At 67.6% G+C, this 13,406-nt stretch carries 14 protein-coding genes; 3 read left to right on the forward strand and 11 right to left on the reverse strand.

The genetic code is table 11. The features are described from left to right. Nucleotides 1–99: 99 nt before the first annotated feature. Nucleotides 100–1,713: an MFS transporter gene (locus tag ACWEV3_RS19795; RefSeq protein WP_452615285.1), complete on the reverse strand. Its 1,614-nt coding sequence runs from the start codon at nt 1,711–1,713 to the stop codon at nt 100–102. A gap of 224 nt (nt 1,714–1,937) precedes the next feature. On the opposite strand from ACWEV3_RS19795, the gene ACWEV3_RS19800 reads away from it, so the two are divergent. Further along, nucleotides 1,938–2,762, forward strand: a complete 825-nt coding sequence (locus tag ACWEV3_RS19800) for a TetR/AcrR family transcriptional regulator (RefSeq protein ID WP_452615286.1) — start codon at nt 1,938–1,940, stop codon at nt 2,760–2,762. Between the two features lie 194 nt (nt 2,763–2,956). Here ACWEV3_RS19800 and ACWEV3_RS19805 read toward each other — a convergent pair whose 3' ends face one another. The 3 genes from ACWEV3_RS19805 to ACWEV3_RS19815 all read right to left on the reverse strand — a co-directional run bounded on the left by ACWEV3_RS19805 (nt 2,957) and on the right by ACWEV3_RS19815 (nt 4,723). Then, entirely contained in the window at nt 2,957–3,385 is a 429-nt protein-coding gene (locus ACWEV3_RS19805) for an RNHCP domain-containing protein (RefSeq protein WP_452615287.1), read from the reverse strand. 29 nt (nt 3,386–3,414) lie between these two features. Continuing rightward, entirely contained in the window at nt 3,415–3,783 is a 369-nt protein-coding gene (locus tag ACWEV3_RS19810; RefSeq protein ID WP_452615288.1) for an RNHCP domain-containing protein, read from the reverse strand. 532 nt (nt 3,784–4,315) lie between these two features. Then, complete coding sequence (locus ACWEV3_RS19815; protein WP_452615289.1) at nt 4,316–4,723, reverse strand: hypothetical protein; 408 nt, start codon at nt 4,721–4,723, stop codon at nt 4,316–4,318. Between the two features lie 399 nt (nt 4,724–5,122). Between ACWEV3_RS19815 and ACWEV3_RS19820 the strand changes: the two genes are divergently transcribed. Then, nucleotides 5,123–5,596 (forward strand): hypothetical protein, encoded by a 474-nt coding sequence (locus tag ACWEV3_RS19820; RefSeq protein ID WP_452615290.1) that lies wholly within the window; start codon nt 5,123–5,125, stop codon nt 5,594–5,596. A gap of 638 nt (nt 5,597–6,234) precedes the next feature. Here the strand turns inward: ACWEV3_RS19820 and lepB are convergent. The 6 genes from lepB to ACWEV3_RS19850 all read right to left on the reverse strand — a co-directional run bounded on the left by lepB (nt 6,235) and on the right by ACWEV3_RS19850 (nt 11,210). After that, the gene (gene lepB / locus ACWEV3_RS19825; protein WP_452615291.1) at nt 6,235–7,056 is read right to left on the reverse strand and encodes a signal peptidase I; all 822 of its coding nucleotides are present in this window, start codon (nt 7,054–7,056) and stop codon (nt 6,235–6,237) included. A 343-nt stretch (nt 7,057–7,399) separates the two neighbouring features. Further along, nucleotides 7,400–8,080 carry a hypothetical protein gene (locus ACWEV3_RS19830; RefSeq protein ID WP_452615292.1) on the reverse strand — a complete coding sequence of 227 codons (681 nt, stop codon included), beginning with the start codon at nt 8,078–8,080 and terminating at the stop codon, nt 7,400–7,402. 60 nt (nt 8,081–8,140) lie between these two features. Further along, nucleotides 8,141–8,299, reverse strand: coding sequence for a hypothetical protein (locus tag ACWEV3_RS19835; RefSeq protein ID WP_010694616.1), 159 nt, complete (start codon nt 8,297–8,299; stop codon nt 8,141–8,143). Beyond that, entirely contained in the window at nt 8,300–9,133 is an 834-nt protein-coding gene (locus ACWEV3_RS19840; RefSeq protein WP_452615293.1) for a class E sortase, read from the reverse strand. A gap of 145 nt (nt 9,134–9,278) precedes the next feature. Continuing rightward, nucleotides 9,279–9,818, reverse strand: coding sequence for a DUF2020 domain-containing protein (locus ACWEV3_RS19845; RefSeq protein ID WP_452615294.1), 540 nt, complete (start codon nt 9,816–9,818; stop codon nt 9,279–9,281). Between the two features lie 240 nt (nt 9,819–10,058). Then, nucleotides 10,059–11,210 carry a Dyp-type peroxidase gene (locus ACWEV3_RS19850; RefSeq protein WP_452615295.1) on the reverse strand — a complete coding sequence of 384 codons (1,152 nt, stop codon included), beginning with the start codon at nt 11,208–11,210 and terminating at the stop codon, nt 10,059–10,061. Between the two features lie 81 nt (nt 11,211–11,291). Between ACWEV3_RS19850 and ACWEV3_RS19855 the strand changes: the two genes are divergently transcribed. Continuing rightward, a complete protein-coding gene (locus tag ACWEV3_RS19855) occupies nt 11,292–12,614 on the forward strand; it encodes a right-handed parallel beta-helix repeat-containing protein (protein WP_452615296.1) in 1,323 nt (440 codons plus the stop codon). A 7-nt stretch (nt 12,615–12,621) separates the two neighbouring features. Here ACWEV3_RS19855 and ACWEV3_RS19860 read toward each other — a convergent pair whose 3' ends face one another. Next, on the reverse strand, nt 12,622–13,332 hold the full coding sequence (locus ACWEV3_RS19860; protein ID WP_452615297.1) for a hypothetical protein: 711 nt from the start codon (nt 13,330–13,332) through the stop codon (nt 12,622–12,624). Nucleotides 13,333–13,406 lie beyond the last annotated feature (74 nt).

The raw sequence follows: 13,406 nt of genomic DNA on the forward strand, positions 1-13,406 counted from the left end.
CGTGTCCCTGCCCCCCGATGAGGGCAGGGACACGAGTCGTACCCCCTTCGGCATCCCGGGAGGGACACGGCTACACCGGTGCGGTCCACGGGACGGGGTTCACGACCTGGGCGTCGTGGCGGGTGGTTCGTCGACCTGGTCGCGGCCGCCGTGCTGTGCCGTCCGCCCCGGGACCGCGGCCGGTGAAGTGGCGGGTCCGGGCTGGTTGCGCGCGGCGCGGAGCATGGTGGCGATCAGGATGGCTCCGCCCGTCGTCAGGACGACGCTGACCACCGCGGCGATCCGCATCTCGTGGGTGAAGGCGTCGAAGGCCACGCTCCGCAGCGCCTGCGCGGTCTGGTGCGGTAGGGCGGCGGCGGTGTCGACGGCGCAGCCCAGAGTTTCCTCCGCTGCCGCCAGCTCCTCAGGGGTGAGGCCCGCGGGGGCCTTGGACTCCATCTGCAAGCGGTAGACGGCGGTGCCGATGCTGCCCAGGACCGCGATGCCCAGCGCGCCGCCGAACTCGGCGGAGGTCTCCGCCAGAGCGGAAGCCGCCCCGGCCCGCTCCGGCGGGGCGGCGGACAGGATCACCTCGGTGACGACGGCGGACACGCCACCGATGCCGATGGAGACCACGGTCAGGGCGCTCACCAGGTAGACGATGCCCGAGTCGGTCCGGATCAGGGACAGCGCGACGTATCCGGCGGCCGCCAACAAAAGCCCGGCGGTCATCACGTTGGGCTTGCCGATACGCGGCGCCATCGCGGTGGCCAGGGCGATGCCCAGGGGCATCACGAGGAACGTGGGCAGCGACCACAGTGCCGACTCGAACGGGCTCATTCCCAGGACGAGCTGCATGAACTGCCAGTTGAACAGCGAGAAGCCGATCATCGCGAAGGTCGCCAGGGCGTCGATGAGCAGCGGCACGTTGAACCGGCGGGTGCGGAACAGCGCGAGGTCGATCATCGGGTACACGGCCGTGCGCTGGCGACGGATGAACAGCGCTCCCACGACGAGTCCCGCGACGATCCAGGCAGCCGGGGTCCGCCCGAAACCGTGCTCCGCCGCCATCTTGACGCCGTAGATCACGGCGAGGACAGCGACCAGGGACAGCAAGGCGCCGAGCAGGTCGAAGCGGCCCGGCTCGGGGTCGCGGTACTCGGGCAGCAGCAGCGGCCCGAGTACCAGCAGCAGGATCATCACGGGGACGTTGATCAGGAAGACCGAGCCCCACCAGAAGTGTTCCAGCAGCAGGCCGCCGATGATGGGGCCGACCACGGCGCCGCCCGCGAAGCCGGCCGTCCAGACGCCGACGGCGGTGGCCCGCTGCCGGTCGTCGTGGAACATGTTCCGGATCAGGGAGAGGGTGGAGGGGGCCAGCGTGGCTCCGGCGATGCCCATGAGCGCGCGGGCCGCGATCAGTACCTCCGGACTGGACGCGTAGGCCGCCAGGGCCGAGGCGAGGCCGAAGGCCGCGGCACCGGTCAGCAGCACCCGCCGCCGTCCGAACCGGTCACCGAGGGTACCCATCGTGATCAGCAGGCCGGCCAGCAGGAAGCCGTAGGCGTCCATGATCCACAGCAGTTCGGAGCTGCTCGGCTGGAGGTCGGCCGTCAGGGACGGGAGCGCGACGAACATGACGGACAAGTCCATGGACGCCAGCACGCACGGCAATACCAGGACGGCGAGCCCGACCCACTGCCTGGCCCCGGCTCTCTTGCTTTCTTCGGTCATGGCCTTCGCTCCTGCTCCTTCGGTTTGGCTGCGGCATGTCGACCGGGGACGGATTCCGTCACCCGCGCGTACTTGATACGCATCACGGCGTACAGGATACACATACGCGTTCGATCCGCTGCAAGCGCTTTTTCTTGGTGTTTTCCTTGCTTTATGTCCTCGATTCCATGGTGGGATAGAATTTCGACACGCCTTCATCGGGTGTGACGAAAAGGAGTGTGGTGATGTCGGAGCAGCCGGTCTGCGCGTCCTGCGGAAAGACGCTGGAGCCCGCGGAACGGGGGCGGCCGCGGCGCTACTGCTCCCGCGCCTGCCAGGCGCGGGCTTACCGGGCGCGCAGGGCGGACGCACCGGCCGGCGTCCCGGAGGACGGCGACAGCGCGCCCCACCTCAGCGTTGAGCGCATCGTGCGGGCCGGGATCGACGTCGCGGACGCGGGGGGACTTGATGCGCTGTCGATGCGCCGGGTCGCCACGGACCTCGGAGCGAGCACCATGGCCCTGTACCGGCACGTGGCGTCCAAGGACGATTTGGTGGCCCTGATGGTGGAGGCCGCGATGGCCGACGTCCCGCTGCCCGATGCGCCGCCGCGAAACTGGCGGCACGGCCTCGAACGAGCCGCCTACCGCGACTGGGAGCTGTACCACCGCCACCCGTGGATCCTGTCGAGGGTCCTGGTGACGACCCGCGCGCACTTCAGCCCGGCTCTCGCGGCGGACAGCGAGAGCGCGTTCTCCTCCTTCGACGGACTCGGCCTCGAACCTGCCGACGCCTTCCGGTACATGTTCATGTTCGCCTCCTACGTGCAGGGTGTGGCGCTGACCTACGTCAGCGACGTGGAGGCGGAACGGCAGGCGGGGCAGCGGATGGCGCACGTCCCGGACGACGAACGCGATCGGCTCTTCGAGCCCGGCGCGTACCCGCGGCTCGGCCCCGCGATGCGCGCGGGCGCCGACCCCTGGGACCTCGAGGCCCTGTTCGCCTCCGGCCTCGCCGGTGTCCTGGACGGCATCGCGGTCGATCTCGCGCGGCGGGGCATCGAGGCCTGAGTCGCGGCGGGCGGGCCGTCACGGCAGGGTGCGCGGCGTGCATCTCCGGTCAGTTCGATATCAGCCATGAACCAGCTGCGCCCACCGCAGACTCGATAGTTCGGCGTCCTCTCCTTTCCGCGGCGAGCACGAAAGGGAGGTAGGTGCCGGGGCGGGGCATCCGCCCCGGCACTACGTGGGTCGCGGTCGCGGTGTCACAGTGCGGCGAGCAGGGTGCTGCCCGTGGCACGGTTGTCTTGAAGCGGCCTGAGAGCCAGGCGTATCAGGGCGAGCGCGTTGTCGTCACCGGCGATGCGGTTGGCGCTGAGCTCGGCGCAGGACAGGCACTGGTGGATGATCATCCATTCGCCGTCCGCGCGGACGGTCAGGCTCAGGGCCTCCATGCGCCCGCGGCAGCCGGCCGCTCGATCGCCCGGGATGCGGTGGTCGACGTGCCGACTGGCCAGGCAGTGCGGGCAATGGTTGCGGTGCGCGGTACCGGGCGCGACGAGGGATACGTCGAGCCGGCAGCCCACGCACCGGAAGTCATGCGCCCGGTGACCGCCATCGCCGTGCAGCACGTCCTTGTGCCGCTGCGGGCGGCGCCGCTGCCTGCGGCCGCTCGGTTGTGTGCGGCGTGGCATGGCTGAACTCTCCTTTCCACAGCGGGCGTTCAGAGCGTGCCGAACGCTTCGAGTGGGAACGGAGGCTGCGCCAGCGGCCGCACGGCCATGCGCATCAGGATGAGCTGGTTGTCGTCCGCGCACACCGGGCTCGAGGTGAGCTCGTCGCAGCGCGCGCAGCGGTGGATGAGCATCCAGTCGCCGGTGCGCAGCACCGCGATGGCGATCGGGCTCATCCGCGAGCCGCAGTCGGACGGGCCGCCCTCGACCTGGTCGATGACGTGCCGTGAGTGCAGGCATGCCGGGCAGTGGTTGCGCCGGCCGCCGTCAGGGACCAGGGCCGATACGGTCAGTCCGCACCGTACGCAGGTGAAGGTGTTGATGGTGCTCTGGTGGTGGGAGATGTCGTCGCTGGACACCCGGATGCTCCTTGCTGAGAGGTACGAGATGACAGCAAGAGCAGGCCGAGCGGCCTCGGAACACCCGCAATCCATTGCGGATGCGGGTTGGAGCAAGGCACCGGGATTCCGTCCCGGTAGGACGCCCTGGCGTCACGGCATCGGGGACGGCTACGCGGTGCGGCGAGGCGCGCTCGGCGCGATCCGGGGCACAAAAACACCTCTTCCAAGGCAAAGCGGTACAAAAGCAATCAGCTGGACTTCCGCAACGTAACACGCGGCCACCTGGCGAGGTCCAGTTCTTTTACGGCTCGGGAGGCGCATTTCGTGCGGGCTCATTCCGGGCAGGCCAGGAGGACAGTGGTGGTCGTTCTGGCCTGGTGCCCATGCAGAGAAGCGCGCCGTGCGTGGTGTTCATCCGCCGAGACCTTGTGCGGGTCAAGGGGTCGCAGGTTCAAGTCCTGTCGGCCCGACCGTGGGAGAGCCCGCTGACATGGCACGTAAATGCGGGTCAGCAGGCTATTTCGTGATTGCCGGCTGAAGCTGCTCCTCGCTAGGTGCAGACCGCGTACTCGCCCGTGAACGGCCTGCTGTCGGAGCTGCTGCCGCCCGGACGGATTCTCCAAGCGAGATTTCCGTTGGCATCGAAGAAATCCACGTAGACGGGCAGGTTGTTGCGGTAAGAGTTGACGTGATCGCGCAGCCCGTAGACGAGGTCGCCTGAACACCCGAGAGAAGCCTTGGTCATCGCGCCGCGCAGCAGGCAGTACGCCCGCAGCCCGACGTGCTGGGCTGCAGGACGTAGGAGCGATCGAACAGGACCGGATCCACCGCGCCGGCAGGGACATTCCGCCACCTCGATCGTGTGCGAGCTCGGCAGCGGCAGCTCGGCGAGGTCCTCCTCGGAGAGCACCAGAATCCGCCCGTCCGACAGCTCGTAGCCCTTGATGACGTCCTGCAAGCCATGCCGGATCTGGGCCGCATTCTCTGGGGGTGCGGTTGATGGGCGAGAGCTTCCGGCACCCGGGTGGTGGTGTGGCCTTCCGCGACGTGTGGAAGGTGGCCCACGCGTACCCCGCACCCGCCTCGGAGAGCGCTGCCCGCGGTCATCCTCGAGTTGGACGAAGACCTCCTTCGTGGGGAGGACCATCCCGCACCGGGCGGAGGATGTCAGAGGGCGGGACGGGCTGCGATCTTCGAAATGCGTCACGCGAACGATGCCTGACGAATCGAAGGAGCAGTGATGTCGAACCTCCGCCCCGAAACTCTCCCGGCGAACGGGTACCTGCGCACCACTCGGGGCGCCGGCCCTGTCCCCGTTTCCCCAGTGCCCCGCTGGGCGCGGATTGCCGCGCACGCCGTGCCCTTCGTGATCCTGCCCTCGGGACTGTGGCGCATGGGAGTGATGCTGGCCATCCCCGGCTTCGGCACAGCCGAGGCCCGCGACCACGGCGTCGGGCTCGATCTGTATCTGATCCTGCTCTTCGCGGTCTCCGAGGCGCTCGGGCTGCTCACCCTGGGATTGGTCCAGTCATGGGGCGAGTCGGTGCCGCGCTGGATACCGCTGCTGGGCGGACGCCGCATCCCACCGCTCGCCGCGGTGGTACCGGCCGCACTGGGCGCGCTCGCCTGCACGGGGGTCGTGTACTACTTCTTCCTCTCCATCCTGTTCGCAGGATTTCCCCCGGGACACACGACCGCTGAAGAGGTCATCTTGACGGTCTGCTACCTGCCGCTGCTGGCCTGGGGGCCGCTTCTGGGAGCGGTTGCACACGCCTACTACCGCCGACGCACGAGCGGACGAGGACAGGACGCACCCACCCCCTCTCCCTGAGCCCACGAACCACCGCCTTCGATCACTTGCAGTGGGCGCGAGAGCCTCGCTTCTGATGCAGCTGGGCCGTATTCCCGCAGCAAAGAGGCGACGCAGCGCGGAGACGAGACGAGGCGGTCGCAGCCCAACCAGGTGCGCCTTCGAAAGCCGCCTTCGCAGGCTGGACAGCAAGGGTTGGAGCGGACCGTCCTCATCGGTCGAACTCGGGTCGGACTCGCATCCGATGGAATTCGCCCCAAGCGGAGCAAGTCGGGTGCTGGGGATATCCGCTCTGGCGAGACGTTGCGCCAGCTCGGCATCACCTCCGCTTCAACCGGATTTCCTGCCACTGGCGCTTCGAGCGGGGCGGCGTCAAGCTCACCGGCGAGTTCAGCATCCGCAACCTGTTCACATCCTTGTTCGCGAAGCCGCCGGAACAGGACTGGGCGTCCTCCGAGTTCGAAGAACAGCTGTACTCGGAACTACGCGTGATCGACGAAAAGCCCGGCGGCGGGGGCGGCACGTTCGCAGCGTTGCGGCTGCAGCCGGACAACCCGTTTCCCGAGATCTGGTACCACGACTTCCGCATAGTTCAGACCCGCGGCAGGGGGTGCGGGTGGCGATCGGTGACAGGGTGTTTCCGCCGCGTTCAGCGCGGTCTAGAGGCCGTGGTGCGGGGGAGGACTCCCACCTTCCGGGCTGGACCGTCCTCGTCGCAGCCTGCGCACGAGCGTGGTCACTGCGAGGACCAGGAGCCACACGAACGCGATCCCGCAAAGCATTGCGCTGACGGGCGCGGCCCAGAGCAGGTAGCTGTAACGATGATCCGCCGGGGTGGGCGTGGCCAGGCCGACGTCGGCGAATGCCGAGGTCGTCGGCACGGGCCTCGGGGTGGTCCAGGGCTCGTGGATTCCCACGGCCCGTCCCGTGATCGCGGTAACGGGGATGCTTCCCCGCCCTTGCTGGTCGCGATGAACCCGGGAGTCTGCGGAGTTCGCCCGCCAGTCACCAAGGACGAAGACCATGCCCTGGGGCACGGCCTCCGCAAACGGCAACCGCCCGACTTGGTCGCCCCAAGGGTCGTCGTGGCGGACGTAGTCCTCGGAGATCGACGTACCGTTCACCTGAATCCGGCCCTGCTGGTCACAACAGGACACCGTGTCTCCGGCGATCGCGACGACCCTCTTGATGAACGGCCCGTCAAGGGACCAGGACGACCCGTCGAAGACGATGATGTCGCCCCGCTGCACGTCGCGATCACCGGTCACGGTGATGATCACATCGTCTCCGGACTGCACGGTGTTGCTCATGTCGGGAGAAGAGACGGGGTAGATCTCGTAGTCCGCCCAGAACACGATCGATGCCCCGACGTAGCCCAGCAGACCAACGGCCATGACCGTCGCAGCCAACGTCCACGAGATCCAGCGGGTGGTAGTGGACCTCATCGAGTGCCGATGGTCGTTTGCCTCCGCCGCGGCCATGCTGACCCGCCTTCTCTCAAAAGCGCCGCACTGGCCGGATCCTCGGCAACCCGACCGCCAGTCGAAGGAAGCACCACGAGAGTGCCGTGCCCTGGCGCGGATGACGAGACGTGGCCTGCACCTGGCGTCTCCCGTAGCTGTGGAACGCCAGACTATCCAAGGCCCTCTAGGTGCTTCCCTGCCACTGCACCGCCCCATAGAGGAGTTCAGATCACAGCGCTTCGCCGCCGTGGAGGGCGCCGCCGGAACCGAGCTCTTCGCGTCTCAAAATCCCGTGTCAGGGGGCGTGGCTGGTCTTGCCCGCCGTGGCTGCGCCTGCATTGGCGGCTCCAAGTGTTCAGCGTCAGTCTTCGAGCTCACCGTAGATTGCCGTCGCCCAGTGCATACCGCGCGATAGGTGCGCGAGGTAGCGTGCGTCGCGCGCGGTAAGGGTGAACTCGACGTACGGGTATCCGTCGAGGGTTTTGGGTGCCACGAGATCGTCGTCGGCGTCCCAGAAGGGCGGCATGTTGTGCGGTTCGCCTACTTCAAAGGCGTTGATGATTCCGTAGGCACGATCGAGGAAGGCTTCGCCGTCGCGCTCGCCCTGGATGTACCACTCGCGGTCGCTCATCCACCTCATGCGGAACTGCATCCCGTACTTCTCCGCGATGCGTAGACTCGCCTGCTCGTAGGCGTCCGCGCCTTCGGCGTCAGCTGCTGAAAGCATCGCCCCGTCGTCAGGTTCGATGCGGACTTCCGCCCCTTCGTCGAGTGCCTGGCACTCCTCGAACTCCTCCTTCATCTCATGCTCGGTCGCGATCGCGGCCGCCCGCTCGCGAGGTATGGGCAGCCGGTCGTCTCCGAGGTGGTGGCCGGTGAAGAAGTACCCGTGCTTCATGCGGTGCCATGCGTCGATGATGATCCGCAGCGGGAAGTCGAGTTCTTCCGGAAAGAATCCCGCATCGGGATTGATCATGTGGATCCGGCCGCGCAGGGTGGCATCCGTCTTGTCGTCGATGGAGATCCGGTAGAGGTCGGTCACGCTGTCGGGCTCCGTACTGATCGTTGGAAAGTGGCAGGCGTGGCAACAGCCCGAACGCTCCTAGTTCGGGACCGAGACCTGGTTGAACGGGAGCATCGGTTCCAGCCAGGGGAAGACCACGAACAGCAGCAGTGCGATCACTCCCAGGGCCAGTAGCAGCGCGAGCACCAGCTTCGCGCCCAGTGGCCCGGGGAGGTGACGCCAGATCCAGCCGTACATCTACGCCTCCCCGATCGCCTGCAACAACTGGGCATACGTGGCGTCGGCCGTCTTCGGGAACTGGTCGGTCAGCACTGCGTGCACGATCAGCCGTTGCCGGTCGGAGAACTGCGGGTGGCACGTGGTCAGCGTGAGCAGTGCGACCTGCTGTGCGGGCGGCAGGATGTCGGGCGGTTCGTGTGGCACCGGCGCCACGACATCGCCCTCGTTCGGGTTGACGATCTCGCGGCCGTAGGTCTCGCCGTATGGGCCGCCGCCGTCGGCCGCGTTCGTCCGCAGCGTGCCGACATGCGAGCACTGCGGTTGTGCGCCCTTCCCGGTCGACCAGTTCGCGATCTCGTCGGAGTGCGGCAGCACGCGGTAGACGAAGAAGTCGGTCTGCGTCTCCACTACGATCGCGTCGCAGGAGCTCAGCAGGTCCAGGTCGTTGAAGGGCGCACCCTTGCCGACCCGGTGCCCGGCGACCGCGAAGTTGCCTGGTTCGCCGGGCAGCGCGGTGCCCTTGTAGTGCCCCGGCCCGACCTCCAGTACCGCCGCTTCGGTGCCTTCCTGGATGGTGAAGTGGTAGTCGGCGCCGAAGCCCGGGATGTACAGCTTGGCGAACGCTTTGCCGTCGATCAGTTCGGGATGCGGCTGCCGGCCCTGTGCCCAGTCCCCGTCGAGCGTCGTCGTCGCGCCGGCCTGTTTCTTCGCCGAGAAGAAGTCGGTCACGTACAGCTCGTAGACGACGAACAGCAGGACGACCAGCCCAGCGGTGATCAGCAGCTCGCCGAAGGTTCGCACGATCTTCGCGCCGAGTCCCCCCGATGACTTCGGCGCTTCCAGAATCGCCACGTGTGCTCCTTTCCGGAACTCGCCTACGTTAACGTGCCAGATGTGGGGTGTCAGCCACGGATAGTTGTTTTTCTTCGCTTCGAGGTACACGGATCCGCTGCGGCGCTTGGCACACCGGACCCGGGTACTGGTCCTCCCGGCTTACCTAGAGCGCGAGAGCGGCGATCGCTTGCTCGGCAACGGTTCTCGCCTTCACGGTCAGCTTCTGGTTGGTCGTCACGATGATCGCCGCACCGCCTTTGACCACGGCGTACACCGCGCCGCCTTCCGTCGGCTGGTAGCCGCCCTGCCAGCCTGCCTGGTCGGTCGCGGGGTTGCTCGTGTCCACCGGCGCCGCTTTGTCGACGAGTGCCTTCGCCACGGCCGGGTCGCCGGAATACACCCGAACGGTGAGTTGGAGCTCCCCGGTGAGCGCGTAGAAGAAGCACGCCGGGTGTGGCTTGTCCGCCGAGACCTGGACCTTCGACACGCGCTGCCCGTTCGCGTCGGCCACGAAGGCGTTGGTCAGGTAGGGGCATGGCCCGCCGCCGGTGGGTTGCGGATCGGGCGGGAGTTGGACCGGTGTGGTCGTGGTGATCGGTGCAGAGCTGGTGGGCGGCGTGCTGGTGGGCGCGGACTGGCTTGTCTGCGAGCAAGCCGTTGTGAGGGCGGCGGTGATCCCGAGGGCAAGCATGGTTCGTCGCATGGCTCGCATTCTCCCGGCCAAAGACGGGTTGTCGGGTGTCACCCCTCTAGCACTGCGTACCAGAGCCACCCGAGCATCAACGGGTTCCGGTGCCTCACCCGTGATCACGACACGAAATGCGACGCCTCGTTCGACGCCGTGTTCACCTCCGAGAACGTCGACACCGTGAAGATCCCGCCACGAACTCCCCGCGCCGAGCCTCGGCCGACCGAGCACCACTGTCTACTGTGGTCCATCTGTTCAGTGGAACAGCGTGGTGCCAAGCGGGTGTTGTTGGTCGAAACCGGGGAGTATCAGGAAGGTTGCGCTGGCGGTGGTGGTGGTGAATTCCAGCAGTGCGTCGGAATGATCCATTCGGGTCAGGGTGTTGGTGAATGTTCGCACGTCGTTCTGGAAGCTGGTGAAAAGCAGGCCGGGGGCGGGTTCGTCGGTGCTGTAGGAACGACGGAGCATGAGGCCGACGCCAACGACGTTGGAGTGCGCTCTGCGGACGTGCGCGTCCGCCGGGATGAGGTAGCGTCCGTCCGGTGTTTTGGCGCCGAGGTTCGGGTCCGAGGTGATGGTGCCACCGGAGAGAGGCACGCCGGTGGCTCGGTACCGACCGAAGACTGCCTCCTGGTCGGCAACGGACAGCTTGGCGAACCGCGGCAGATCGAGTTCCATGCGTCGCAGCACGGCAATGGTGCCGCCGGCGACCGGCGCCGGCCCGGCCAGCCACAGGTCTCGTTGTTCTTGGCCGGCGGTGTGCGGGCCCACGATGCCGTCGATGAAACCGAACAGGTTCCGCGGCGCGGTAAGACCCTGATCTACGGGGATGTTCGAGCCGCGGCGCCCGGACTGCCGCCAGCGTTCGTGCATCCGGTCACCCGCCTGGTCCAAGAGCGCGGCGGCGACCATCGGTAATGCCAAGGCATCGCTGGCGCAGATCTGCATCAGCAGGTCACCGCCGCGTGCCTGCGGGGCGATCTGCTCGCGGGAGAACTCTGGGAGATCCACGGCGCCGGGTAGGGAAGGATCGAGCATGCGCACCAGTCGCGGGCCCACTCCGATCGTCACGGTGAGATCGCCCGGCGGTAGGCCCAGCAGTCGTGCATCGGTCCCCGCGGTGAGGGCCAGGATGGCCCGGCCGAGGTCGGCCAGCAATGGGCCGACAGCCACGGCATCGCCGAGGTCGGCCACCACGGCCAGCAGATTGGGCTGGGCCGGCTGCGGGAGCGTGATGCCCGCCTGGTGCTGGCCCGTCGGTGACACCGGCGTGGTTGACGCGGGGGCATCGAGTTGACCCGCCTGGGGGGAGCCCGATTCGCACCCGGCGGCGAGGCCGGCGGCCACTGCGGCACCGGTGACACCGAGGAACGCGCGGCGTGACGGGCGATGATCGGCTCGGCTCACGGTGTGGAGAGTGCCATATCCGCCCTCCCACAGGTGAATCGACCATGCCAAACTGCGATCATGCCTCGTTTCGGTCTTCGCGTGACAGTCGCGGTGCTGGGTACGCTGCTACTCGTATTGGCCGGCTGCGGCGCCGGCGATGACGGATCGGGCCAGGGCCGACGACCGACCGGTGCGCACGTGACGATCCGAGTGCCGGCTGACGCCCCGACGATCTCGGCTGCGGTGTCTCTCGCTCGGCCCGGTGACCTCGTGTTGGTCGCGCCGGGCGTGTACCAGGAGTCCGTGAAGATCGCCACGGCTCAAATCACCCTTCGTGGCGAGTCTCGGGGCCAGGTCATCATCGACGGGCGGTTGCAGCAGCCGAACGGCATCGTCGTCGCCGCACCCGGGGTGGCCGTGGAGAACCTGACAGTGGAGAACAACACGCAGAACGGGGTTCTGGTCACCGGTTCGGCGAAAGCGGTTGCCGGGTTGCCGGGGACGAGCGGCGGCTACGACACCGGCGACGAGCCCGTCACCTTCCTGAAGTCGTTCTCGGTTTCCCATGTGACCGCGACCCGCAACGGGCTGTACGGCATCTACGCGTTCTCCGCGCAGAACGGTGTCATCGAGCACTCGTACACGTCAGGTTCGGCTGACTCGGGGATCTACGTCGGGCAGTGCAAACCGTGCAACATCGTGGTGCGGGACAACATTGCCGAACTCAACGCGGTCGGTTACGAAGGCACCAACGCCAGTGGCGAGATGTACGTGGTCGGCAACCGCTTTGTCGGTAACCGCGTCGGACTCACCATCAACTCCGACCACCAGGAGAAGCTGCTCCCGCAGCGGGGTTCCGTCGTCGCCGGCAACCTGGTCGCGGACAACCAGCAGGCGTCGACCCCCGAGCAGGCCGACGGCGGGTGGGGCATCGGCATCGGCATCGATGGCGGCAGCGAGAATCAGTTCAGCCGCAACCGAATCGCCGGCAATATCAACGCCGGGATGGTGATCACCGCAACCGCGGACCTACCACCGGACGGAAACCAGGTCGTGGAAAACACCTTCGCCGCCAACGGCATCGACGTCGGCTGGACGTTTCCCACCGCCACGCAGGGACGGGGTAACTGCCTGCACGCCAATGATCTGCGCACGACGGTGCCCGCTCAGCTCGTGACGACCGCGTCCTGCCCGGTTCCTGCCCAGTCGCCCACGCCGTCCGGCACGTGGGTGATGCCGAAGGCACCCGGCGGCATCCCGTTCACCGATGTGGCTGCGCCTGACGCACAGCCACAGTTCCCGAATGCCACCACGACCGGCGCCACGGCTGTTCCGGCCGTTCCGGCGCTACCGGACACCGCAAGCATCCCGCTGCCGTCAGCGTCACTGCTCGCCGGCAGTGCGCTGGTGCAGACATCCTGAGCGGCGGCTACGGTGGCGGGCTGACGCCGGGGACCGGTTGAACCGGAACATATTTCTCGGTGTCGAAATCGATGACCACCGGCTGCGGTTCGGAAGCCACCTTGACTTGAACCCGGTACATGGTGCCGTCCGAGCCGATCCAGTAGCGCACGGTGCCCGCCGTACCGGGCTTGGCGCCGGCGTCCGGCCCGGTCATGACATCCACCTGGTGGCCGTCCAACTGGTCCTGGCCAATCCAGGTGGCGCCGTTCTGCGGCAGTAGTGCGGCGTTGTCAGGCCGGTCGCTGCCGAGACCGAGCGCGATGGCCAACGAGGTGTCCAGCGCGCTGCCGGTCGTTTGCAGCGGACGGCTGTACCAATCCGACCCGGGCGGCGATGCGGGTGCTTCCGCCGGGGCGTTCGCCATCGGGTGGACAAGCACGGTGGCGGCCGTCCATTCGATCAGCCCGTCGCTGGACGTATCGCGCCCGGTGCCGTGCACCACGCCGTAACCGAGTTCGGCGCGGTAGTCGATGGATCCCGTGATGACCAGCCCGCCAGCGGTACTCGGCACGGTGATCGTCACCCCGCGGCCCCCCGCTTGGTAATTGCGAAACCGCGTGATAGCCAGCCGGTTCGCCTCATCCGAGGTCAATGCACGTGGACCGGTAGGGCCTGAACCGGGGCCGGTGATCAGAAACGCGACCACCGCGGCACCCGCGATGCCCAGGGCGGCCACCACCCACCGCGGCCGCAGCCATCGGCGTCGGCCGGCCGCGATCCGCGGGAGACCTTGCCGGATTCTCATGCTCC

It is taken from the genome of Saccharopolyspora sp. NPDC003752, from assembly GCF_053605825.1.

Coding starts and splice junctions, on each gene's coding strand:
- ACWEV3_RS19795 (WP_452615285.1), bottom strand. CDS start 1,713: ATGACCGAAGAAAGCAAGAGAGCCGGGGCCAGGCAGTGGGTCGGGCTC.
- ACWEV3_RS19800 (WP_452615286.1), top strand. CDS start 1,938: ATGTCGGAGCAGCCGGTCTGCGCGTCCTGCGGAAAGACGCTGGAGCCC.
- ACWEV3_RS19805 (WP_452615287.1), bottom strand. CDS start 3,385: ATGCCACGCCGCACACAACCGAGCGGCCGCAGGCAGCGGCGCCGCCCG.
- lepB (WP_452615291.1), bottom strand. CDS start 7,056: ATGGCCGCGGCGGAGGCAAACGACCATCGGCACTCGATGAGGTCCACT.
- ACWEV3_RS19835 (WP_010694616.1), bottom strand. CDS start 8,299: ATGTACGGCTGGATCTGGCGTCACCTCCCCGGGCCACTGGGCGCGAAG.
- ACWEV3_RS19845 (WP_452615294.1), bottom strand. CDS start 9,818: ATGCGACGAACCATGCTTGCCCTCGGGATCACCGCCGCCCTCACAACG.